20 protein-coding genes are annotated in these 23624 nt (G+C 70.3%); 9 read left to right on the plus strand and 11 right to left on the minus strand.

Features of this window, described 5'->3' with window-relative positions; translation table 11 throughout:
* Positions 1-29: 29 nt before the first annotated feature.
* Positions 30-935, minus strand: a complete 906-nt coding sequence (locus tag ACWFQ8_RS09035; RefSeq protein WP_453785519.1) for an LLM class flavin-dependent oxidoreductase — start codon at positions 933-935, stop codon at positions 30-32.
* A gap of 198 nt (positions 936-1133) precedes the next feature.
* Between ACWFQ8_RS09035 and ACWFQ8_RS09040 the strand changes: the two genes are divergently transcribed.
* Entirely contained in the window at positions 1134-2057 is a 924-nt protein-coding gene (locus tag ACWFQ8_RS09040) for a Cof-type HAD-IIB family hydrolase (RefSeq protein WP_453785520.1), read from the plus strand.
* A gap of 43 nt (positions 2058-2100) precedes the next feature.
* Here the strand turns inward: ACWFQ8_RS09040 and ACWFQ8_RS09045 are convergent, their stop codons facing one another.
* From ACWFQ8_RS09045 to ACWFQ8_RS09060, 4 genes are all read right to left on the minus strand, one after another.
* Positions 2101-3837: a sensor histidine kinase gene (locus ACWFQ8_RS09045; protein WP_453785521.1), complete on the minus strand. Its 1737-nt coding sequence runs from the start codon at positions 3835-3837 to the stop codon at positions 2101-2103.
* Positions 3838-3861: 24 nt separating this feature from the next.
* Positions 3862-7452 (minus strand): thiol reductant ABC exporter subunit CydD, encoded by a 3591-nt coding sequence (cydD, locus tag ACWFQ8_RS09050; protein ID WP_453785522.1) that lies wholly within the window; start codon positions 7450-7452, stop codon positions 3862-3864.
* 79 nt (positions 7453-7531) lie between these two features.
* Positions 7532-8533, minus strand: coding sequence for a cytochrome d ubiquinol oxidase subunit II (cydB, locus tag ACWFQ8_RS09055; RefSeq protein ID WP_453785523.1), 1002 nt, complete (start codon positions 8531-8533; stop codon positions 7532-7534).
* Positions 8534-8551: 18 nt separating this feature from the next.
* Complete coding sequence (locus ACWFQ8_RS09060) at positions 8552-10057, minus strand: cytochrome ubiquinol oxidase subunit I (protein ID WP_453785524.1); 1506 nt, start codon at positions 10055-10057, stop codon at positions 8552-8554.
* 187 nt (positions 10058-10244) lie between these two features.
* Here ACWFQ8_RS09060 and ACWFQ8_RS09065 point away from each other — a divergent pair, with 187 nt between their 5' ends.
* Entirely contained in the window at positions 10245-10613 is a 369-nt protein-coding gene (locus tag ACWFQ8_RS09065) for a cyclophilin-like fold protein (protein ID WP_453785525.1), read from the plus strand.
* A gap of 71 nt (positions 10614-10684) precedes the next feature.
* Here the strand turns inward: ACWFQ8_RS09065 and hisC are convergent, their stop codons facing one another.
* Positions 10685-11764: a histidinol-phosphate transaminase gene (gene hisC / locus ACWFQ8_RS09070; RefSeq protein ID WP_453785526.1), complete on the minus strand. Its 1080-nt coding sequence runs from the start codon at positions 11762-11764 to the stop codon at positions 10685-10687.
* Between the two features lie 361 nt (positions 11765-12125).
* Here hisC and ACWFQ8_RS09075 point away from each other — a divergent pair, with 361 nt between their 5' ends.
* From ACWFQ8_RS09075 to ACWFQ8_RS09085, 3 genes are all read left to right on the plus strand, one after another.
* On the plus strand, positions 12126-13241 hold the full coding sequence (locus ACWFQ8_RS09075) for a LacI family DNA-binding transcriptional regulator (RefSeq protein WP_453785527.1): 1116 nt from the start codon (positions 12126-12128) through the stop codon (positions 13239-13241).
* A gap of 212 nt (positions 13242-13453) precedes the next feature.
* Entirely contained in the window at positions 13454-14638 is a 1185-nt protein-coding gene (locus tag ACWFQ8_RS09080) for a metallophosphoesterase (protein WP_453785669.1), read from the plus strand.
* Positions 14639-14786: 148 nt separating this feature from the next.
* A complete protein-coding gene (locus ACWFQ8_RS09085; protein ID WP_453785528.1) occupies positions 14787-15602 on the plus strand; it encodes a hypothetical protein in 816 nt (271 codons plus the stop codon).
* 147 nt (positions 15603-15749) lie between these two features.
* Here ACWFQ8_RS09085 and thiC read toward each other — a convergent pair whose 3' ends face one another.
* Complete coding sequence (thiC, locus tag ACWFQ8_RS09090; RefSeq protein WP_453785529.1) at positions 15750-17537, minus strand: phosphomethylpyrimidine synthase ThiC; 1788 nt, start codon at positions 17535-17537, stop codon at positions 15750-15752.
* Between the two features lie 211 nt (positions 17538-17748).
* Between thiC and ACWFQ8_RS09095 the strand changes: the two genes are divergently transcribed.
* On the plus strand, positions 17749-19128 hold the full coding sequence (locus tag ACWFQ8_RS09095; RefSeq protein ID WP_453785530.1) for a YibE/F family protein: 1380 nt from the start codon (positions 17749-17751) through the stop codon (positions 19126-19128).
* A gap of 13 nt (positions 19129-19141) precedes the next feature.
* On the opposite strand, the gene ACWFQ8_RS09100 is transcribed toward ACWFQ8_RS09095, so the two are convergent.
* The 4 genes from ACWFQ8_RS09100 to ACWFQ8_RS09115 all read right to left on the minus strand — a co-directional run bounded on the left by ACWFQ8_RS09100 (position 19142) and on the right by ACWFQ8_RS09115 (position 21444).
* Entirely contained in the window at positions 19142-19591 is a 450-nt protein-coding gene (locus tag ACWFQ8_RS09100; RefSeq protein WP_453785531.1) for an SsgA family sporulation/cell division regulator, read from the minus strand.
* 96 nt (positions 19592-19687) lie between these two features.
* Positions 19688-20458: an IclR family transcriptional regulator gene (locus ACWFQ8_RS09105; RefSeq protein ID WP_453785532.1), complete on the minus strand. Its 771-nt coding sequence runs from the start codon at positions 20456-20458 to the stop codon at positions 19688-19690.
* A 289-nt stretch (positions 20459-20747) separates the two neighbouring features.
* Positions 20748-20975, minus strand: a complete 228-nt coding sequence (locus ACWFQ8_RS09110; RefSeq protein ID WP_453785533.1) for a DUF5326 family protein — start codon at positions 20973-20975, stop codon at positions 20748-20750.
* A gap of 151 nt (positions 20976-21126) precedes the next feature.
* Positions 21127-21444, minus strand: coding sequence for a cupin domain-containing protein (locus ACWFQ8_RS09115; RefSeq protein WP_453785534.1), 318 nt, complete (start codon positions 21442-21444; stop codon positions 21127-21129).
* Between the two features lie 89 nt (positions 21445-21533).
* On the opposite strand from ACWFQ8_RS09115, the gene ACWFQ8_RS09120 reads away from it, so the two are divergent.
* Genes ACWFQ8_RS09120 through ACWFQ8_RS09130 form a run of 3 tightly spaced genes read left to right on the plus strand, consistent with a single transcriptional unit; the run spans position 21534 to position 23563 of the window.
* Positions 21534-21914 carry a phage holin family protein gene (locus ACWFQ8_RS09120; RefSeq protein WP_453785535.1) on the plus strand — a complete coding sequence of 127 codons (381 nt, stop codon included), beginning with the start codon at positions 21534-21536 and terminating at the stop codon, positions 21912-21914.
* Between the two features lie 9 nt (positions 21915-21923).
* The gene (locus ACWFQ8_RS09125) at positions 21924-22415 is read left to right on the plus strand and encodes a low molecular weight protein-tyrosine-phosphatase (protein ID WP_453785536.1); all 492 of its coding nucleotides are present in this window, start codon (positions 21924-21926) and stop codon (positions 22413-22415) included.
* On the plus strand, positions 22412-23563 hold the full coding sequence (locus ACWFQ8_RS09130; protein WP_453785537.1) for a cystathionine gamma-lyase: 1152 nt from the start codon (positions 22412-22414) through the stop codon (positions 23561-23563). Before ACWFQ8_RS09125 ends, ACWFQ8_RS09130 begins: the two co-directional genes overlap by 4 nt.
* The last annotated feature ends 61 nt before the right edge of the window (positions 23564-23624 follow it).

Consider the following 23624-nt stretch of genomic DNA (forward strand, 5'->3'; position numbering starts at 1 on the left):
TATTGCCGTGACCAACAAGGTCCACCGCACTAGCCGTCCAGCTGGGCCAGAGCTTCCGTGGCGATCCGCTCGAAGACGTTCTCGTCCGCCGCGAAGTCGGAGTCGGGGATCGGCGCGTGGATCACGAGCTCGGCGAAGCCGAGTTCGCGATGGCGGCCCGCGAAGTCGACGAAGGCGTCCACGGACTGGAGCAGGGTGTTGCGTTCGGGTGTGAATCCGGTCAGGAAGATCTTCTCCATGGGCTCGGTCTCCCGCCCGGCCTCCGCCAGGGCTTTCTCCAGCCGGCCGATCTGCCCGCGCAGGGCCTCCAGCGACTGCGCGGGGGTGCCGTTCTCGGAGAGTTTCGGATCACCCGTGGTCACCCAGGCCTGGCCGTGGCGGGCGGCGAGGCGCAGCCCGCGCGGGCCGGTGGCGGCGACCGCGAAGGGCAGACGCGGCCGCTGCACGCAGCCAGGAAGGTTGCGGGCCTCCTCGGCCGAGTAGAAGGCTCCCGAGTGACTCACGGCCCCCTCCGTCAGCAACCGGTCCAGGAGCGGAACGAACTCGCCGAACCGGTCGGCGCGCTCGCGCGGGGTCCAGGACTCCTGGCCCAGTGCGGTCGCGTCGAAACCGTTGCCGCCCGCGCCGATCCCGAGGGTGACGCGACCGCCCGAGACGTCGTCCAGCGTGATGAGCTCCTTGGCCAGGGTCACCGGATGACGGAAGTTCGGCGAGGTGACGAGCGTGCCCAGACGCAGCCGCTCGGTGGCCGCGGCTGCCGCCGTCAGCGTGGGCACGGCGCCGAACCACGGGCCGTCGCGGAAGGTCCGCCAGGAGAGGTGGTCGTAGGTGTAAGCGGTGTGGAAGCCGAGCCGCTCGGCGCGCAGCCATTGGTCGCGGCCTCCCTCGTGCCATCGACGGACCGGGAGGATCACCGTGCTCAGACGCAGACTCATACATGTGAGCCTAAGCCGACGGACCCCCTCGGCGCTCATCGCTCCCGCCGACTCCGGAAGCGATCGGGTCCGTAGGCATGTTTCACGTGAAACACGGCCGCTATGGCCCAGCGCGTGGATGTTTCACGTGAAACATCCACGCGCGTCCAGAGCCGGCTCCTTCCGAGCCACTCGATCATGGTTCGCCGCATGCGGCCCATGGGCGAAGATGGAGCCGTGACCTCGGCTCCCCAGCGCCCGGACGGGCCAACCCCCGCGCCCCGACTCATCGCCACCGACCTCGACGGCACCCTGCTGCGCGACGACAAGTCCGTCTCGCCCCGGACCGTCGCTGCCCTTGCCGCCGCCGAGGAGGCCGGGATCGAGGTCTTCTTCGTCACCGGCCGCCCCGCCCGGTGGATGGACGTGGTCAGCGACCACGTCCACGGGCACGGCCTCGCGATCTGCGCGAACGGCGCGGCTGTGGTCGACCTCCACGCCGGGCGGAAATTCGTCCAGGTCAGGGCACTTCCTCGGGTAGCCGCGCTGGCTGTGGTGGACGCCCTGCGAGCGGCGGCCCCCGGCACGTCCTTCGCGGTCGAGCTGACCACGGGCATCAACTACGAGCCGGCGTATCCGCCGTTCTTCAAGGACCCCGCGGCCCACATCGGCACCGCCGAGCAGCTGCTGCGGGACGAGACGGACGACACCGCCGCTCCGGTCCTCAAACTGCTCGCGCACCATGCCGAGCTCGCCCCGGACGAGTTCCTCGTACTGGCCCGTGAGTCCGCCGGGGCCCATGCGTCGATCACCCGCTCCAGCCCGACCTCTCTGCTGGAGATCAGCGGACCGGGCGTCTCCAAGGCCAGCACGCTGGCTCTCTGCTGCGCCGAGCGGGGCATCTCCCCTGCCGAGGTCGTCGCCTTCGGAGACATGCCGAACGACGTGGAGATGCTCAGCTGGGCGGGCACCTCGTTCGCGATGGACAACGCCCACCCCGATGTCATCGCGGCCGCGTCCGGTCGTACGACGGCCAACAACGAGGACGGGGTCGCGGTCGTCATCGAACGCATCCTGGCCGAGCGCATCGCGTCCCGGGAGGTTCCGGCGGACCCCGGAACCGCGACTCCCGACCGGGCCTGAGGCAGACAGACGGGGCAGCCGGGCTGACGGGGCAACGCCCTCTCTAGAGCGGTGCCTCCCACACCAGGGTGGTCCCGCTGCCGTCCTTGCCGATGCCCGGGCCGTACGAGCTCGCGCCGCCCAGCGACTCGGCGCGCCGGCGCAGGTTTCGCAGCCCGCTGCGGCGCCCGCCCTCGGGCATGCCCACCCCGTCGTCGGCGACCGCCAGCCGGACCCCGGGCCGCCCGTCGGAGAGCGTGACGGTGGAGTCCAGGACCACCTCGATCCGCGACGCGTCGGCGTGCCTGAACGCGTTGGACAGCGCCTCACGCAGCGCCGCGATCAGGTTCTTGCCCACCAGCTCGCCGACCACCGCATCGATCGGTCCGACGAAACGGTGCGCGGGCTTGAAGCCCAGCGGAACGGCGGCCGTGTTGATCTCCCTCAGCACCCGGGTCCGCAGCCCCGAAGGGGCCTCTGCCGGGCCCTGCTGGAGGGCGAAAATCGCGGTGCGGATCTCCTGGATCGTCACGTCCAGCTCGTCGACGGCCTTGCCGACCCCGTCGCGGACCTCCGGGACGAGGGACCGGCGCTGGGCGCCCTCCAGCATCATCCCGGTGGCGAACAGCCGCTGGATCACCAGATCGTGCAGGTCGCGTGCGATGCGGTCGCGGTCTTCGAACACCGCCAGCCGCTCCCTGTCCCGTTGTGCCTCCGCCATCATCAGGGCGAGCGCCGCCTGGGAGGCGAACTGCGTGGCCAGGGTCCGCTCGGCCTCGCTGAACGGGCGCTCGCCGCGTGCCCGAGGGGTGACCAGCGCGCCCAGCACCCGCCCGCCGCTGTGCAGGGGCAGCATCATGCACGGCCCGTACTGGCTGGTGAGCTTGCTGATCGTGCGGGGGTCGGCCGCCGCGTCGTCCACGAAGACCGGCTCGCCCTGGAGCAGCCGTTCCACTACGGGGCTCTCGGCCGGGATCACCACGCCGAGCGAGGTGGCCGTGTTCTCGGCGGACACGGCGACGATCTCCATGCCGCCCTCCTCGGCCGGCAGCAGCACGATGCCGGCGGCGGAGTCGGCCAGGTGTCGGGCCTGTTCGGCCACCACGGTGAGGGCGTCGTCCGCGTCCCCGCCGGAGAGCAGGGCGGTGGTGACGGCCACCGAGCCGTCGATCCAGCGCTCGCGCTGGGTGGCGGCCTCGTAGAGACGGGCATTGCCGATGGCGATGCCGGCCTCCGTGGCCAGGACCCGGACCATATGGACGTCGTAGTCGTTGAACTGGCCGCCGCCGTTCTTCTCTGCGAGGTACAGATTGCCGAAGATCTCCCCCTGCACCCTGATCGGGACACCGAGGAAGGTCTTCATGGGCGGGTGGTGCGCCGGGAACCCCGCCGCCCGCGGGTCCCTGGTCAGATCGGCGAGCTGCACCGTGTCGGGGTGCGAGATCAGCGCTCCCAGCAGACCCCTCTTCCCGTCCGGACGGTGCCCGATCTTCCGGGCGAGCTCTGAGCTGATCCCGAAGGTGACGAAGTCCGAGAGCCCTCGACCTTCCGTGTCGACCACTCCGATCGCCGCGTAGCGGGAGTCGGCGAGCTCGGCCGCGGTCTCGCAGATGCGGTCCAGGGTGGAGTGCAGTTCAAGTCCGGTACCGACCGACCTCATGGCCTCCAGCAACTGCGGAACCCGGGCGGTGAGCTCGGTGGACAGACCCTGCAGACTCCTGGTGGCCCGGGTGGCGGCTTCCAGCCGGTCCGGCGCTCGCGACGACGGGTCCGGCGATTGCTGCGACTCCTGCACTGACATGCTCTTGAGCCTAGTTAGTCCCTTTTACCGGGGAAAGTCGGCCAAGGTCGCATCCACGGCCCTCTCCCGCTCCAACAGCCGCTTCAGCGGCCCCTCGGCCGCGGCCAGCTTCGCGTACGCACCCCGCTGGACCACCTCACCACCCTCCAGCACGAGTACCTCGTCCACCGCCTCCAGGCCGGCCAGCCGGTGCGTGATCAGCACGGTGGTACGGCCCTGCGTCGCGGCCAGCAGGTCCGCCGTGAGCGCATCCGCCGTGACCAGGTCCAGGTGCTCGGCCGGCTCGTCCAGAACCAGTACGGGGAAGTCCGCGAGGAGCGCGCGGGCCAGGGCCAGACGCTGGCGCTGGCCGCCGGACAGCCGTGCGCCGTGCTCGCCGACCAGTGTGTCCAGCCCGTCCGGAAGGCTGTCCGCCCACTCCAGCAGCCGGGCACCGGACAGGGCGGCCCGCAGGTCCTGCTCGCTCGCCCCCGTCCGGGCCAGCCGCAGGTTCTCCCGTACCGAGCTGTCGAAGATGTGCGCGTCCTGGGCGCAGAGGCCCACGAGGGCGCGTACGGCGTCGCCGTCGAGCGAACGCGCATCCGCCCCGCCCAGGGTGTATGTCCCGTCGCTCGGGTCCAGGAACCGCAGGAGTACCTGGGCCAAGGTGGTCTTGCCCGATCCGGAAGCGCCGACGACCGCGATGCGGCGGCCCACTTCCAGGGTCAGGTCCAGTCCGCGCAGCGCGTCGCCCTCTTGTCCCGGGTGCCGGGCGGTGAGGCCCGTCAGCCGTAGCGGGAAGGGCGAGGCCGGTGCCGCGTGGGTCCGCTCCGGCTCGGCGACCGGGGCCGGGGCGTCGATGACCTCGTAGATCCGCTCGGCGCTGCGGCGCACCCGCTGGCGGTACTGGACGGCCTGCGGAAGTCCGTTGACCGCCTCGAAGGCGGCGAGGGGGGTCAGGACGGCGACGGCCATGGCGACCCCGGAGAGCCGTCCGTCGTGGACCGCGCTCGCGGCGAACGCCGCGGCCGCCACGACGGTGAGTCCGCACACGAGCGCGGACAGTCCGCTGCCCAGCCCCGTGGCGGCGGCCCCCCGCGCGGCGATCCGCGTCAGCACGCCGTCGCTCTCCCTCGCCCGGGCCTTCCGGTCCTCCAGCGCGCCGGCGACGGTGAGCTCGGCGGTACCCGTGAGCAGATCGGCCACCCGGGTGGCGAGCTGACCCCGAGCGGGGGCGAGCCGGCGCTCCGCACGGCGGGCGCAGGCACCGCTGACCAGAGGCACACCGACACCGGCCGCGAGCAGTCCGGCGCCGAGCACCGCTCCGACCTCGGGCAGCAGCCATGCCGTGAAGGCCACCGATCCGGTGCCGACGAGCACGGCGGTGCCGACCGGCAGCAGCCAGCGCAACCAGTAGTCCTGCAGGGCGTCCGCGTCGGCCACCAGCCGGGCCAACAGGTCCCCGCGCCGGTGCTCGCGCAGCCCGGCGGGAGCGATGCGCTCCAGTCGGCGGAACACGGAGACCCGCAGGTCGGCGAGCATCCGCAGGACGGCGTCGTGCGAGACGAGCCGCTCGGCGTACCGGAAGACGGCCCGTCCCATACCGAAGGCACGGGTGGCGGTGACGGCCACCATCAGATAGAGCACGGGCGGCTGCTCCGAGGCACGCGAGATCAGCCAACCGGACACGGCCATCAGACCGACGCCGCATCCCACGGCGAGCGCCCCGAGCAGCAGTCCGAGCCTGAACCGTCCCTGCCAGGCCCTGGCCACCGCGCGCACCCGGCGCAGGGGATCCGAGCCGCCCAAGTCGGCGCCGCCACCGGCCCGCGCCCGCTCGGACTCGGCGCCGAGGATCCACTCGCCGGCGTCCGGAGCCGGCTCCCCGGATCCCCTCCCGGCGGCACGGCCGTCGACCGCGATCGCCGGACGGGCCGGAGGCTGACCGGCCGCCGCCGGGGGGAGTGGAACCGGCGGCGCCAGCGCGACCACGCGGTCCGCGACGGCGAGCAGGGCCGGCCTGTGCACGACGAGGAGAACGGTCCGGCCCATGGCGAGCCGGCGGACCGCCTCCACGATGCCGGCCTCGGTCTCACCGTCCAGAGCCGCCGTCGGTTCGTCCAGCAGCAGCACCGGCCGGTCGGCGAGGAAGGCCCGCGCCAGGGCCAGTCGCTGGCGCTGGCCGGCGGAGAGTCCGACGCCGCCCTCACCGAGGAGCGTCTCCACCCCGTTCGGCAGGTCGGCCACGAACTCCCGGGCCCCGGCGTCCTCCAGGGCCTCGATCACGGCGGCGTCGGAGGCCCCCGGCCGGGCGAGTCGTACGTTGTCACCGATCGTTCCGGCGAACAGGTGCGGCCGCTGCGGCACCCAGGCGATGCGCTCACGCCAGCCGGCCGGTGACAGCTCGGCGAGGTCCGTGCCCGCGACCCGGACCCGGCCCGAGGTGGGCGCCACGAACCCCAGCAGGACCTGGAGCAGCGTGGACTTCCCGACCCCGCTCGGGCCGGTGAGGGCCACGCACTCACCGGGCTCGACCGTCAGTGACACCGGGCCCGGCGAGTCCTCGCCCCTGCCCTCGTACCGGACGGCGACCCCGTCGATCTCGATCCGCAGCGGAGCGCCCTTCGGCAGCTCGACCCCGCGGCCCGGACCGGGTGCCGGAGCGCCCGCCGGACCACCGACCGGAGTTTCCAGTACCTCGAAGATCTCCTCGGCGGCCGCCAGCCCCTCGGCGGCGGCGTGGTACTGCGCGCCCACCTGTCGCAGCGGGAGATAGGCCTCGGGCGCGAGGATCAGGATGACCAGCCCGGTGTAGAGGTCCAGCTCGCCGTGGACCAGCCGCATGCCGATGGTCACGGCCACCAGTGCCACCGACAGTGTCGCCAGCAGTTCCAGGGCGAAGGAGGAGAGGAAGGCGATGCGCAGCGTTCGCATCGTCGCGCGCCGGTAGTCGTCGGTGATCCTCCGGATGGACTCGGCCTGTGCCTTGGCCCGGCCGAACACCTTCAGCGTGGGGAGCCCGGCGACCACGTCGAGGAAGTGCCCCGACAGCCGTGACAGCAGGCGCCACTGGCGGTCCATCCGGGACTGGGTGGCCATTCCGATGAGGATCATGAACAGCGGGATCAGGGGGAGCGTGACGACGATGATGGCCGCCGACACCCAGTCCTCGGTCACGATGCGGGCGAGCACCGCGACCGGCACGACCACGGCGAGCCCCAGCTGGGGCAGGTACCGCGAGAAGTAGTCGTCGAGCGCGTCCACGCCCCGGGTGGCCAGGGCCACCAGCGAACCGGTCCGCTGACCGGTCAGCCAGCCGGGACCGAGGTCCGCCGCCCGGTCCAGCAGCCGGCCCCGCAGCTCCGACTTGACCGCCGCGCTCGCCCGGTGTGCGGCGAGCTCGGTCAGCCAGGCGACCAGCCCGCGCCCCAGCGCCACCGCAACGAGCAGCAGCAGGGGTGTGCGGAGCGCCGTACCGCCCAGCCCCTCCTCGAAGGCCCCGACCACGATGTCGGCGATCAGCATGGCCTGACCGACGACCAGCCCCGCCCCGGCCAGGCCGAGGGCCACCACCGCGCCGAGGAAGAGACGGGTGGAACGGGCGTACCGAAGCAGGCGCGGGTCGATCGGTTTCACGTGAAACATCCCCCAGGGCAGGGTCAGTCAGGAAGGCATGCGGTCGGGCAGGTGGGCCGGACGGCGCTACGGGCGGGACTCAGTGCACGTCGACGATGTGCTGCGTCCCGATGCGCTTGCGGAACACCCAGTACGTCCAACCCTGGTAGAGCATGACGAGCGGAGTGGCCACCGCCGCGCACCACGTCATGATCTTCAGCGTGTACGCGCTGGACGAGGCGTTGGTGACCGTGAGGTTCCAGGCCTCGTTCAGCGAGGACGGCATGACGTTCGGGAAGAGCGTCAGGAACAGCATCGCGACGGCCGCCGCGATGGTGACCCCCGACAGGGCGAACGCCCAGCCCTCCCGGCCCGCCAGGTTGCAGCCCAGGGCTCCCAGCAGCGCCAGCACGGCGACGACCATCGCGACCAGGCTCTTGGTGTCGCCGCGCGAGGCCTGGGTCCAGAGCAGGAAGACCAGCGCCAGCACAGCGGTGACCGCACCGAGCCGGCCCGCCAGTTTCCGCGAGCGGTCCCGGATGTCACCGACGGTCTTGAGCGAGGTGAACACCGCGCCGTGGAAGGTGAACAGGGTGAGGGTGACGAGGCCGCCGAGGAGCGAGTAGACGTTGAGCAGGTCGAAGAGGTTGCCGACGTACTCCATGTCCTGGTCGATCTTCACGCCGCGCACGATGTTGGCGAAGGCCACGCCCCACAGGAACGCGGGAATCAGCGAGGTCCAGAAGATCGCGCGTTCCCAGTTGGTCTGCCACGTGTCCTCGGGGCGCTTGTGCCGGTACTCGAAGGCGACGCCGCGGATGATCAGGCAGACCAGGATGAGCAGCAGGGGCAGATAGAACCCGGAGAAGAGGGTGGCGTACCACTCGGGGAACGCGGCGAAGGTCGCGCCGCCCGCGGTGAGCAGCCATACCTCGTTGCCGTCCCACACGGGCCCGATCGTGTTGATCAGGACGCGCTTCTCCGTACGGTTTCGGGCGAGGAGCTTGGTCAGGACCCCGACTCCGAAGTCGAATCCCTCCAGGAAGAAGTAGCCGATCCACAGGACGGCGATGAGTACGAACCAGACGTCGTGGAGTTGCATGGTGTGGTCTCCCCAGCCTCAGTACGAGAAGGCCATCGGACGGTCGGCGTTCTTGTCGTCCCCGCCGATCCTGGTGGGCGGGTTGAGATCGGCCTCGGTGAGTTCCGGCGGGCCGGCCTTGACGTACTTGACGAGAAGCTTGACCTCTATGACGGCGAGAACGGCGTACAGGAGGGTGAATCCGATCATCGAGGTCAGGACCTCACCCTGGGAGACGTGCGGCGAGACCGCGTCCCTGGTCCGCAGGACTCCGTAGACCACCCACGGCTGCCGGCCCATCTCGGTGAAGATCCAGCCCCAGGAGTTGGCGATCAGGGGGAAGCCCATCGTCCAGAGCGCGACGATCCAGTACAGCTTCTCGAAGCGGGGGCTGAGTGCCTCCCTGAAGAGGACCAGGTTCGGGACCTCGTCCTCCGTCGTGCGCAGCGCCGGCGGCAGCAGGAACTTCTTCCGCGTCAGCCACAGGCCGAGCACGCCGATGCCGAGCGAGGCCATCCCGAAGCCGATCATCCAGCGGAAGCCCCAGTAGGCGACGGGAATGTTGGGCCGGTAGTCACCGGGGCCGAACTTCTCCTGCTGGGCCTTGTTGACGTCGTTGATGCCCGGGACGAACGAGGTGAAGTCGTCGTTGGCGAGGAAGGACAGCAAGCCGGGTATCTCGATCGCGACCTTGTTGTGGCCCTTGTCGACGTCGCCGTACGCGAAGACGGAGAAGGGCGCGGGTGCCTCGCCGTCCCAGAGCGCCTCGGCGGCGGCCATCTTCATCGGCTGCTGCTTGTACATCACCTTGCCGAGCAGGTCACCGCTGATCGCCGTGCCCATTCCGGCGATGATCAACGTGATCAACCCGAGCCTCAGCGAGCTGCGCATGACGGCGACGTGCTTCTTGCGGGCCAGGTGGAAGGCCGCGATGCCGGCCATGAACGCGCCACCGACGAGGAAGGCGGCGGTGATCGTGTGGAAGAACTGGGTGAGGGCCGTGTTCTGCGTGAGCACGAGCCAGAAGTCGGTGAGCTCGGCCCGACCCCGCTCGGCGTTGATGCGGTAGCCCACCGGGTGCTGCATCCAGGAGTTGGCCGCCAGGATGAAGTAGGCGGACAGTACGGTGCCGATCGACACCATCCAGATGCAGGCGAGGTGGATGCGCTTCGGCAGCTTGTCCCAGCCGAAGATCCACAGGCCGATGAAGGTCGATTCGAAGAAGAAGGCGATCAGCGCTTCGAAGGCCAGCGGGGCTCCGAATACGTCCCCGACGAAGCGCGAGTAGTCGGACCAGTTCATGCCGAACTGGAACTCCTGGACGATGCCGGTGACGACACCCATCGCGATATTGATCAGGAAGAGCTTGCCCCAGAACTTCGTCGCCCTGAGGTACTTCTCCTTACCGGTCCGCACCCAGGCCGTCTGCAGGCCGGCCGTGAGGGCGGCGAGAGAGATCGTCAGGGGCACGAAGAGGAAGTGGTAGACGGTGGTTATGCCGAACTGCCATCGCGCCAAGGTCTCCGGCGCCAGAGCGAGGTCCACGTCGTCGTCTCCTTCAGCTCGCCGTGGTCACAGGGCATCTGCCTGGTGCGGCCCACTCAATCCGGGAGAAAGCGGGACACGCTTGTGAACGCGTTCACATTCACAAGCATTATGGCGCACAGGTTTTCGCGCCTCGCACGGGGGGTCCCCCTAGCCAAGAAATTCAACAGATTGTTGAATGTGGCGCATGAAGATACGAATCTCCTGGCCCGCGGGCCAGCTCACCGCGACCCTTGAGGACACCCCGACCAGCAAGGCACTGGCCGCGGCCCTTCCAATCTCCGCCTCCGCCCGCACATGGGGCGAGGAGGTCTATTTCGACACGGGCGTCTCCGTGGATCTGGAGCACGACGCGCGCCAGGTCGTCGAGCCCGGCACGGTCGCGTTCTGGACCGAGGGGGACGCGCTCGCGCTGCCCTACGGCCCGACGCCCGTCTCGCGCGCCGGCGAGAGCCGCCTGGCGAGCCCGTGCAATGTGCTCGGCTCGTTCGACGGCGACCCCCGCCTGTTGTCCACCGTCCGCGACGGGGACCCCGTCCGCGTGGAACTCGCGTAGCCGCACCCGGACCCCTGGCCCGACCGCGCACGCGCCGACCGCAGGCCCCGTAACGACGCACGACGCGCGAGCTACAGCTCCTTGAAGAAGGCCTCCGCCGTGTGCAGGAAGAGGTCGTTCGCCTCGGTCTCACCGATCGTGACCCGCAGGCCCTCGCCCGCGAAGGGCCGGACCACCACACCGGCCTTCTCGCAGGCCGCCGCGAAGTCGGCCGTCCGCTCCCCCAGCCGCATCCAGACGAAGTTCGCCTGCGTGTCCGGGACCGTCCAGCCCTGCGCCAGCAGCGTCTCGTGGACCCGCGTGCGCTCGCCCACCAGTGCCCCGACCCGGCCCATCAGCTCGTCCTCGGCTCGCAGCGAGGCGACCGCCGCGTCCTGGGCGAGCTGGCTGACCCCGAACGGCACCGCCGTCTTGCGCAGCGCCGCTGCCACCGGCTCGTGTGCCACCGCGAAGCCGACCCGCAGGCCGGCGAGCCCGTACGCCTTGGAGAAGGTACGCAGCACGGCGACGTTCGGACGGGTCCGGTACACCTCGATGCCGTCCGGCACGTCCGTGTCGCGGACGAACTCCCGGTACGCCTCGTCCAGCACCACCAGAACGTCCGCGGGCACCTGGTCCAGGAACCGTTCCAGCTCAGCACGGCGTACGGCGGTACCAGTCGGATTGTTCGGGTTGCAGACGAAAATCAGCCGGGTCCGGTCGGTGATCGCGGCGGCCATCGCGTCGAGGTCGTGCACGTCCCCGTCCGTCAGCGGGACCTGCACGGAGGTCGCGCCCGAGATCTGCGTGATGATCGGGTACGCCTCGAAGGAACGCCAGGCGTACATGACCTCGTCACCCGGGCCGGCCGTCGACTGGATCAGCGACTGGGCCACGCCCACCGAGCCGGTGCCGGTGGCGACGTGCTCGACCGGCACCCCGAACCGCTCGGCGATCTCGTTCACCAGGCCGGTGCAGGCCATGTCGGGGTAGCGGTTGAAGCTGCCCGCCGCCGCGACGGCGCTCTCCAGCACCCCCTGCAGCGGGGGGTAGGGGTTCTCGTTCGAGGACAACTTGTACGCGACAGGGCCTCCCGCGGCTGCCGGCTTGCCCGGCTTGTACAGGGGAATGCCGTCCAGCTCGGCGCGCAGCTTCGGGCTCTTCTCGCTCACCGCAGGTCCTCCTCGACCGTCCCGTCCGACGTCGCCGTCGACTCAATACTGCTCACCTTATGAGGATTCCGCCCTCGCGAGAATGGGGGCGCCTGGAATGCGGGGGAGCGCGCGCATATATGCGCGCGCCGGTGGCCTGCGCCGTGGCGCGCATCCCTCGTGAAGGTGACTTGAGGGCGGCCCGAGATCGCACCGCTTTGGCATGCTCGTACCCGCCGACAAGCGCCACGCTTGGCGTGAGCCACCAAATCCCTTTGTTTCCATGGTCATTGGGGGTGGCGAAGCGCGCAGAATCGTGCCTGTCAACGCGTGCATATGCACCCGGACCAGCCACCCCACCGAGCCCTACTATCGGCTCGCCATGACAGCAGCAGGGAAGCATCAGGTGAGCCGGACCGAGACCACCCGGCGGGCAGCCGGCCGACAGGGCCGGGCAGGCATCAGGGACGTGGCCGCCGCGGCGGGCGTCTCCATCACAACCGTCTCCGACGCGCTCAATGGCAAGGGGCGGCTGCCGGACGCCACCCGCCGCCACGTTCGCGAGGTCGCCGAGCGGCTGGGCTACCGCCCGTCCGCCGCCGCCCGCACCCTCCGTACGGGCAAGTCGGGCCTGATCGGCCTGACCGTGACCACGTACGGGGATGAACCTTTCACCTTCACCGAATTCGCCTACTTCGCCGAGATGGCCCGGGCGGCCACCTCCGCCGCACTGGCGCGCGGCTACGCACTCGTCATCCTCCCCGCCACCTCCCGACACGACGTGTGGTCCAACGTCGCCCTCGACGGCACCGTCGTCATCGATCCGTCCGACCACGATCCCGTCGTCACCGAACTGGTCCGCCAGGGTCTGCCCGTCGTCTCCGACGGCCGCCCGGCGGGCTCCCTCCCCGTCACCGCCTGGGTCGACAACGACCACGAGGCGGCCGTACTCAACCTGCTCGACCACCTCGCCGCCGCGGGAGCCCGCCGTATCGGGCTGCTGACGGGCACCACCACCGACACCTACACCCGACTCTCCACGACCGCCTACCTCAACTGGTGCGAGCGCGTCGGCCAGGACCCCGTCTACGAGTCCTACCCGGCCCACGACCCGTGCGCGGGCGCCGTGGCCGCCGACCGGCTCCTCGCCCGTCCCGACCGTCCCGACGCCGTGTACGGGCTGTTCGACCCCAACGGCACCGACCTGCTCGCCGCCGCCCGGCGCTACGGCCTGCGCGTCCCGGAGGACCTGCTGCTCGTCTGCTGCAGCGAGTCCACCGTCTACGCCAACACCGAACCGCCCATCACCACGCTCTCGCTCAAACCGCGCCGCATCGGCACCGCCGTCGTGCAGTTGCTGATCGACGCGATCGAGGGCGTGGACACGGGACGCCCCGTCGAACAGGTCGTCCCGACCGAGCTCATCATCCGTACCTCGTCACAGCGCAGGCAGCCCCGCACGACGGTCAGCCCGCCCCGATCTCCGGCCAAAGATTGACGCCACACCGGCCGGTCGGACCGGTCGGCGACGCGGCTGAGGATTTCGGCAACACCGAAATCGGCAGAAAGCGGTAGGAACGATCGGCTCCGCACAGGATTCACCACCCCTGGTGCGTCACAGAGCGCGAGCCGCATTCCTATGATGGGCGCACGACATCACGGCCCCTCCTCGGAGGTCAGGAGGGTCCGCAGGTGTACGGCAGCGCGACGGTGGTGGAGGGGTCGATGACTCAGGGGGCCGGTCAGGGACCCGCGATGCGGACGGAAACGCTGCGGGACTTCCGGGTTCCGGTCATCGAACCCGCCGCGTACGCCGTATCCACCGGGCTGCCCGGAGCGCCTCCCGCGTACGGGGAGTACCCGGCGTACTACGAGCAGCGTGCCGCGAGCGTGCCCCCGCAGCCCGACTACGCCCCGGCGGACCCCGTGAGCCAGGTCCCCGAGGAGGGCGACCCCGACGGCTACACGCCGACGCAGCGCGACCTGCCCGTCATCGGCCGCGCACCGCTCGGCGGGCCCGGCGACACCGTCCAGGTCCAGTACGTCCCCCAGGAGCCCGCGGTCTCGGGTCCCGGCCCGCTCTACGTGGTCGGCGATGTCCACGGCTACCTCGACGAGCTCGTCACCGAACTCCGCGCCCACGGGCTGATCGACGACGAGCGCCGCTGGTCCGCCGGCAACGCCCGGCTGTGGTTCCTCGGTGACTTCACCGACCGCGGCCCCGACGGCATCGGCGTCATCGACCTCGTCATGCGACTGTCCGCCGAGGCCGCCGCCGCCGGCGGCTACTGCAAGGCCCTCATGGGCAACCACGAACTGCTCCTCATCGGCGCCAAGCGGTTCGGCGACACCCCCGTCACCTCCGGCGCCGGCACGGCCACCTTCCAGGCCGCCTGGCTCCTCAACGGCGGGCAGCGCACCGACATGGAGCGCCTCCAGGACGTCCACCTCCAGTGGATGTCCCGGCTGGACGCGGCCGTTCTGGAGGAGGGCCACCTGCTGCTGCACTCCGACACCACGGCCTACCTCGACTACGGCGACTCCATCGAGGACGTCAACGACACCATCCACGAGCTGCTCAACCGCAACGACGCCGACATCACCTGGGACCTCTTCCGCAAGTTCACCAAGCGGTTCGCCTTCCGCGACGAGGAGACGGGCCCGCAGGCGGTGCGCGAACTGCTCGACACATACGGCGGTGGCCGCGTCGTCCACGGACACAGCCCGATCCCCTACCTGCTCGGCGAAGTGGGCGCCGAGGACGGGGACGAGGCGCGCGGCCCGGAGGCCGTGGACGGCCCTCACGTGTACGCGGAGGGGCTTGCCATCGCGATGGACGGCGGGGTGACGATGGCCGGCAAGCTGCTCGTCGTGCAACTTCCGTTGAACAACTAACCGTTCTCGCGGAGGGGTATTTACTGAAAGCCCCTGTCAACGGGTGGCGTGGTCCCTCTACCATCGCTCTATCCGTAGCAGGCTCTCCTCCGTTTGTGCCGGCGCCCGGGTCTACGCGGGCAAACCGGCTTCTACGGAGCATCGGGGGATGCACATGACCAGCGCTCCGCACCTGCTGACCGAAGACCGACCGGAGTTCGATCGGCTCCTCGACGAGACGCTGCGCACCGCGCGCGACCGGCCGGAACTCGCCGCGCTCGGCGAACGGCTGAACGCCGAACAGCTGCGCACCATGGCTCAGGGGGCCACCGCTCTGCTCGCGGCCGCGGCCTCCACCGAGTACGACCACTACGTGAAGGTCCGCGAGGAACGGCGCGACGAACTCCTCTCCACCCCCGGGACGACCGGGGAGGACGGCGACGGGCACGGCGATGCCAACGGCGCGGGTCTGAGCGCCGTGGTCACGGTCCTCGCGCCCGTCCTGGCGGGCACCGCCATGCTGATCTTCCTGCTCGTCGGCTACAGCCTGAAGATGATCGAGCCCGAACCCGCCTTCGCCGAGACCATGCTCACGGCGGGCTGGCTCTTCGGCGCGCTCACCGCAGCCGCCCTGTTCATCGCCGTGATCGGGCTGCTGATGACGGCTCTGCGCAACAGCTCCACGGAGGTGGTGGCGGACGAGACCGAGGCGATACCCGACGAGGTCGCGCGTGCCCGCGAGGCCTGGCGCAACGCGCTGCTGGAGCGCGGCATCATGCCGTTCCTGCGGGACGCGCTGGCCGACCCGAGCGCCGGGCCGGGTACTCCGGGACCTCACCGGCGCGGCGGCCGCATACCCACCCTGGGCTACACCGCGCCCGACTTCACCAGCCCGGGTGCCCCGCCGGAGGGACCCGGCCCGGGCTACAGCTCACCGGACTTCACGAGCCCCGACTTCGGCGGACCGAAACCTCAGCCCGAGTGACGCCGGCGCGCGAACGGATGTTTCACGTGAAACATCCGGAGATCCACTCGGCCTGCGCAGGGCCGTGCGCCTGCATCTCGGCCCACGCACCGAAAGGCGCCGCTTCCCGGCCGCCGGACCGGGGAGCGACGCCTGGCGATCGGTGCGTCAGTCGGCCAGCGGCAGGTAGACGCGGCTGCCCGAGGCAGCGAACTCGGCGGACTTCTCCGCCATGCCCGCCTGGATCTCCTCGGCCTTGAGGTCACCGCCGTGCTCGCGCCGGATGTCCTGCGAGATCTTCATGGAGCAGAACTTCGGACCGCACATGGAGCAGAAGTGCGCGGTCTTCGCCGGCTCCGCCGGAAGGGTCTCGTCGTGGAACTCGCGGGCCGTGTCCGGGTCGAGGGCCAGGTTGAACTGGTCCTCCCAGCGGAACTCGAACCGCGCGTCCGACAGGGCGTCGTCCCACTCCTGGGCGCCGGGGTGCCCCTTGGCCAGGTCCGCCGCGTGCGCCGCGATCTTGTAGGTGATGACTCCGGTCTTCACGTCGTCACGGTTGGGCAGGCCCAGGTGCTCCTTGGGCGTGACGTAGCAGAGCATCGCGGTGCCCCACCAGGCGATCATCGCGGCACCGATGCCCGAGGTGATGTGGTCGTACGCGGGCGCGACGTCCGTGGTCAGAGGGCCGAGCGTGTAGAACGGCGCCTCCTCGCAGATCTCCTGCTGGAGGTCGATGTTCTCCTTGATCTTGTGCATCGGGACGTGGCCCGGGCCCTCGATCATCGTCTGGACGTTGTGGCGCTTGGCGATGGTGTTGAGCTCGCCCAGCGTCTTCAGTTCGGCGAACTGCGCCGCGTCGTTGGCGTCCGCGATGGAGCCGGGGCGCAGGCCGTCGCCGAGCGAGTACGTGACGTCGTACGTCGCGAGGATCTCGCAGAGCTCCTCGAAGTTCGTGTAGAGGAAGTTCTCCTTGTGGTGTGCGAGGCACCACGCGGCCATGATCGAGCCACCGCGCGAGACGATGCCGGTCTTGCGGCGGGCGGTCAGCGGGACGTACGGCAGCAGCACGCCGGCGTGGACCGTCATGTAGTCGACGCCCTGCTCGGCCTGCTCGATGACCGTGTCCTTGTAGATCTCCCAGGTCAGGTCCTCGGCGCGGCCGTCGACCTTCTCCAGTGCCTGGTAGAGCGGCACGGTCCCGATCGGGACGGGGGAGTTGCGCAGCACCCACTCGCGCGTGGTGTGGATGTTGCGGCCCGTCGAGAGGTCCATGACCGTGTCGGCGCCCCACTTGGTCGCCCAGGTCATCTTGTCGACCTCCTCCTCGATGGAGGAGGTGACGGCCGAGTTGCCGATGTTGGCGTTGACCTTCACCAGGAAGCGCTTGCCGATGATCATCGGCTCGATCTCCGGGTGGTTCACGTTCGCCGGGAGCACCGCGCGACCGGCGGCGATCTCCTCGCGGACGACCTCGGGGGAGACGTTCTCGCGGATCGCGACGTACTCCATCTCCGGGGTGATCTCACCGCGGCGGGCGTACGCGAGCTGGGTGACGGCCGCCCCGCCGCGGCCCCGGCGGGGCTGGCGGGGACGGCCCGGGAAGACCGCGTCGAGGTTCTTGAGACCGCCGCGCGGCGAGGTGTGCTTGATGCCGTCGTCCTCGGGGCGCACGGGACGGCCCGCGTACTCCTCGGTGTCCCCGCGGCCGATGATCCAGTTCTCGCGCAGCGGCGCCAGACCGCGGCGCACGTCGGTGTCGATCTGGGGGTCGGTGTACGGCCCGGACGTGTCGTAGAGCGTCACGTCCTGGCCGTTGGTGAGGTGGACCTGGCGGACCGGCACCCGGATGTCGGGGCGGGAGCCCGCCACGTAGCCCTTGTGCCAGCCCGGCCGGCGCTCGGTCCGGCCATCGGCGTCCTGGCTGACGGCAGGCGTGCGTGCGTCCTGAATGGTCATGAGACCTATCTCCCTACGCCGGCATTACCCGGTAACAGGTTCGGCGGTCGACGCAGCCTCTTCCCGTACGCATCCGTGATGCGCGTACGGTGATCAGCGTCCTCTCAGCCCGGTGCTCCGAGCTCCCGCGTTGTGCAAAGGTGCCCCCACGCTAGCGTCATCTGTGGCGTGCTGAACAGTGGGCCCCCTCATCTCTTGCGATGATCTGCTGGTGACGTCCTCGCCGCATCCCCCCAACGAACCCACAGAGCCCACTGGTCGTCCCGGCCACGCGCACTCCGGTCCCGGGCCCGCGTCCGGGCACTCCCACAGCCACAGCCACGGTCCGGCCGCCCCCGTCTCGAAGCATCTGCGCAAGGTCATCGCCGCCGTCCTGATCCCCTTCGCCACCGCCGTCTTCATCGGCATGGTGGTGCTGTGGCCGGGCGGCGCGCCCGGGCACGAGCGCACCGGCGTGGGCTTCGACCGGCAGACCCAGCAGGCCCGGGTCGTCTCGCTGGAACGCGTCGACTGCAAATCCGTGAACGCCTCCCAGGTGCCGCCGACCGGTGACACCTCCACGCCCGAAGGCCGCGAAGCCCTGGCCGCGCAGACCGGCGAGTGCAAGAAGGCCACGGTCGAGGTCGGCACGGGACCCGACAAGGGCCGCACCTTCGTCGAGATCGTCCAGCCGGGCGCGCCACGGCAGTTGGCGGACGGTCAGGAGGTGGTGGTGGCGTACGCGCCGGACGCTCCCCGCGACCTCCAGTACTCGGTCATCGACGTGAACCGCAAGCTCCCGATGGCGGTGCTGGCCGGCATCTTCGCCGTCGCCGTCGTACTCGTCGGGCGGATGCGCGGGCTGTTCGCGCTGATCGCGCTCGTCGTCAGTTTCGGGGTGCTGATGCTCTTCATCCTCCCGGCCATCCTGCAGGGTTCTAACCCCCTGGTCGTCGCGGTGGTCGGGGCGAGCGCCATCATGCTCATCGCGCTCTACATGTGCCACGGTTTGACCGCCCGTACCTCGGTCGCCGTCATCGGCACGCTCGTCTCACTGCTGCTGATCGGGCTGCTGGGCTCCCTGTTCATCGGCTGGGCGTTCCTCAGCGGCAACACCGACGACAACACCGGGCTGATCCACGGGCTCTACCCGGAGATCGACATGAGCGGTTTGCTGCTCGCCAGTATCATCATCGGATCCCTGGGCGTACTCGACGACGTGACGGTCACCCAGACCTCGGCGGTGTGGGAACTGCACCAGGCCGACCCGGCGATGGGGTCGCGCGCCCTGTACCGGGCGGGAATCAGGATCGGCCGCGACCACATCGCATCGGTGGTCAACACGCTGGTACTGGCCTATGCGGGCGCCGCGCTCCCCCTGCTCCTCCTGTTCTCCATCGCGAACAGCAGCATGGGTTCGGTGGCCAACAGCGAGCTGGTCGCGGTGGAGATCGTCCGGACCCTGGTCGGCTCGATCGGACTCGTGGCCTCGGTGCCCGTCACCACGGCGCTGGCCGCGCTGGTCGTGTCCGCCGACCGGCCCGGATCCCCGACCGGGGCCCCGGACTCCGGGCCGGCCCGCGGCGGCCGGGGCCGGCGGCGCAAGCGCTGAGGGACGGGCCGGGTCAGCCGGCGTTCTGCTCGTTCTGCCGGGACCCGGCCAGGATCTTGCCGAGCGCCTCGTCGAGGTCCTCCTCGAAGTCCCCGAGGTCCCGCTCCTGACCGAGCGGGACCAGCCGGTCGGTCCGGTCCAGGAAGGCGACGAGCGGGGCCGCGCTGACCCGGAACAGGGCCCGGTCACCGCCGACCTGCAGCCGGATGTGAACGTCGGACAGGTCCTCCGGATCGGTGGGCGCGATGTGCACGTCACCGTCACCGCACGGCTTGTTGATGCCGTCGAGGAGGAGCTCCCGGCCGAACGCCCAGGTCACGGGCGCGTCTCCGGGAAGGTGGAACGTCAGGCGGACCGCGTAGGGATCACGAGCGTCGTACCGCAGCTCCACCGGGATCCGGAACGAGAGCTCCTCGGAAACGAGGAAGCTCATCATGACCTCTGCCTGTACCGACTCGCGCATTGCCTACCCCGCTGTAGTGGAAGTGGCCAGGAATGGTCCCCCAGGGCCTCTTGACAAGAGTGGTGTAAGCGCTTCCAGATCACAAGGAGTGAGTTTTCAGATACTGATAGAGAACGAGAGAGTGCTCAACAGCGCGCCTACTTCTCTCTGTAGCCGGTCAACCGCATACAGCAACTGACTTTCTTGGTCCAGAGGAAGGGAAATGGCCATCGTTGCGGCGGTGCCCCCCACGGTGATCGGAATGGCGGCGCACACCGTGCCGAGCGCGTACTCCTGACGCTCCGTGACCGCCTGCATCCGTTGCAGGGATGCGATCCGGCGCTCCAGGCGCCGCTGGTCCCTGACGGTGAACGGGGTGATGGCCTCGACCGGGTGGCGATCGTAGTAGTCCTTGCGTGCCTGCTCGTCGAGCTGGCCGAGCAGGCACTGCCCGATGGCGTGCGCGTAGCCGGTCTCACGGAAATCGGCCCACTCCTCGCAGGCCGGGTTGTCCGGGGTGTCCGAGACACCCACGACCTCGATCTCACCCTCGCGGTACACGGCGAAGTAGACCGGGGCCCCGACCGCGTCGCGGAAGTGCGCGAGGGAGTCGAGGATCATGCTGCGACGTTTCTGCTGAAGTCCCGCACCCGCCAACCGCCCAGCGGCGTCGCCCAGGAGGAAAACCCCGTTGTCCCTGCGCAGGTAGCCCTCGTGGGTCAGGGTGCGCAGCAGGTGGTACGCGGTGGGAAGGGGGAGCCCGGCCTCGCGCGCCAGTTGCTTCGCCGGGGCCCCCTCACTGTGGGACCCCACCGCTTCGAGCAGCCTCAGCGCCCGTTGCACCGAGCCGATCAGGGTCGGCGCACCGGCATTGTGACCCGAAGCCAAAGCTCACCCCCAGGCGTGGCGGTGGGCCTTCGGGAAGGCCCACCCTGCGGGGGCCGCCCCCGCGCGTACCGCGGTCCTGGGGGTCGTGCTCGGCGCATGTCGTGCACAGCCGCTGGTCGGACGCATGGTGTGCACAGCCGCTGGTCAGAGCGGTGTAACCGGCTGTGGGTGCCCCGGGATCGGCACGGAATACCACTGTATCGGCCGGATCCTCGGGTGTGAGCGCTTCAGTGCCCCGCGTTCCCCCGCCTGGCGCAATGCCAGGAGCGTCGGGGCCCCCGTCCTCCTCCTACCACTCGCGGGAGGAGGACTTCGTCCGCGTGCCGCCGATCTTCTTGACGACGAAGATCAGGCCGCCGACGAGCGCGACGAAGAGCAGCAGCTGGAAGACGAATCCGATCAACGCGCTCAGGATGCTGGTGATCACCCCGCCGAAGACGAACAGTGCCAGCAGCGGAACCGCGACCCACTTGACCCACCAGGGCATTGCAGCGAATGTCTCTCGGATCGCGTCCATGTCCTCTTCCTCGTCCTCGTCCGTGGCTTCTGCTCCCGATGCTAGGAGTCCCGGACGACGGGCGGGGGCCCGCGAGCCCCCGGAGTCCCCTGATCCGCCCCCTAGGGGTGGCCGGCGGATCAGGGGCGCGAACCCCGAGCCCCGCGGGCCGTCAGCCCTCCGGCGGGGAGAACACCACCATCACCCTGAGGTCCTCGGCGATGTGGTGGAACTTGTGCGGCACCCCCGCCGGCACGTAGACGACGCTCCCGCGCGCCACCGCCGTCGTCTCCTCCCCGACCGTGATCGCCGCGCGACCGCTCACGACGAAGTAGACCTCGTCCTGGCCGTGCGGCTGCTGCGGGTCGAGCTGCCCCGCGTCCAGCGCGTACAGCCCGACGGACATGTTCCGCTCGCGCAGGAACTGCAGGTAGGCGCCGTCATTGGCCGCCCGCTCCGCTTCGAGCTCGTCAAGCCGGAAGGCTTTCATCCGCGTTGTACCCCTTGTACTCGGTCGTGCCGGCTCTTCCGCTGATCTGCGGATGTCCCACCGGGATCTTCTCTGCCACGATCAGACACATGACGAATTTCGTAGTCAAGACGCTCGCCAATGCGGCGGCCCTGGCCGTCGCCATCTGGCTGCTGGCCGGCATCACCCTCGACGACGGCAGCAGCGTGGGTCACCGGGCCCTCTCCCTGATCCTGGTCGCGCTGGTCTTCGGCCTGGTCAACTTCATCGTCAAGCCCCTGGTGAAGCTGCTCTCGCTGCCCCTGTTCGTCCTCACGCTCGGTCTGTTCACCCTCGTCGTGAACGCCCTGATGCTGCTGCTGACCTCCTGGCTGGCCCAGCAGTTCGACCTCAGCTTCCACGTCGACGGCTTCTGGACCGCCCTGCTCGGCGCTCTGATCATCTCCGTCGTCTCCTGGGCCGTGAACATGGTCCTGCCCGACAAGGACTGAACGGCTCCCATGTACCGCGTCTGCTTCGTCTGCACCGGCAACATCTGCCGTTCCCCCATGGCCGAGTCCGTCTTCCGCGCACACGTCTCGCGGGCCGGACTCGCTGGCCTGGTCGAGGTGGACAGCGCCGGCACCGGCGGCTGGCACGAGGGGGACGGCGCCGACCCGCGCACCGTCACCGTCCTGGAGGCCGCCGGGTACGAGCAGGACCACCGGGCCCGGCAGTTCCGCTCCTCCTGGTTCGCCCTCCTCGATCTCGTCGTCGCCCTCGACGCCGAGCACCTGCGGGACCTGCGGGACCTCGCCCCCACCCCGCAGGACGCCGCCAAGGTCCGGCTGCTGCGGTCCTACGACCCTGCGGCCCCGGCCGCGGAGACCGACGTACCGGATCCGTACTACGGCTCCCTCGACGGATTCGAGGAGTGCCTGGAGCTGGTGGAGGCGGCGAGCCCCGGGCTGCTGGCCGCCGTACGCGAAGCCGTGAAGGAGCGCACCGCATGAACGAGAACGACTACGGGGCCGCCCGGCTCGGTGAGGGCACGCGCGCCGTCCGGGCCGGACTGCCCGATCCCGTGAAGAACGAACCGCCCCTGCCCGGACCGGTCTTCGCCGCCCACTTCCACCTCCCGGGCGACGTCGAGGGGCCGTACACCTACGGCCGCGACACCAATCCCACCTGGACCCTGCTGGAACGGGCCATCGGGGAGCTGGAGTCCCCCGGCGAGGACGTCCACACCATCGTCTTCGCCTCCGGCATGGCCGCGATCTCCGCCGTCCTCCTCTCCCAGGCGCGCACCGGGGACACCGTCGTCCTGCCCGACGACGGCTACCAGGCGCTGCCCCTGCTGCGGGAACAGCTCCAGGACTACGGGATCCTCGTCCGCACCGCCCCGACCGGCGACGACGCCCAGCTCGCGGTCCTCGACGGAGCCCGCCTCCTGTGGATCGAGACGCCGTCGAACCCCGGGTTGGACGTGTGCGACGTACGGCGGCTCGTGGACGCGGCGCGTGCCGGTGGCACGCTCGTCGCCGTCGACAACACCCTCGCCACGCCGCTCGGACAGCGGCCCCTGGAGCTCGGCGCGGACTTCTCCGTCGCAAGTGGCACCAAGGGTCTGACCGGCCACGGCGACCTGCTGCTCGGCTACGTCGTCTGCCGCGACCTCGAACTCGCCACCCGGGTCCGGCGGTGGCGAAAGATCGTCGGCGCGATCCCGGGCCCGATGGAGGCCTGGCTCGCCCACCGCTCCCTGGCCACCATCCAGCTGCGCGCCCAGCGCCAGTGGGCCAACGCGCTGGCCGTCGCCGAGGCACTGGCCGGCCGGACCGAGGTGACCGGACTGCGCTACCCGGGCCTGCCCTCGGACCCGTCCTACAAGACGGCCGCCCGTCAGATGCGGGGCTTCGGCTCGGTGGTCTCCTTCACCCTGCCCGACCGCGACCGCGCGGAGCGGTTCATGGCCGCCCTGCGCCTGGTCGAGGACGCCACCAGCTTCGGCGGGGTACGGTCCACCGCCGAACGGCGCGGACGGTGGGGCGGCGACGCCGTGCCGGAGGGCTTCATCCGCTTCTCCGCGGGCGCCGAGGACACCCAGGACCTCGTCGCGGACGTCCTGCGGGCCCTGGACAGCGTGGGCACGACCAGCTGAACGGAGCCGCGCCGCCGCGGTCCGAGCCTCCGCCCGGTGCTCGGACCGCCCCGGTTCCGTT

The sequence above is a fragment of the Streptomyces sp. NPDC055254 genome (assembly GCF_053606025.1).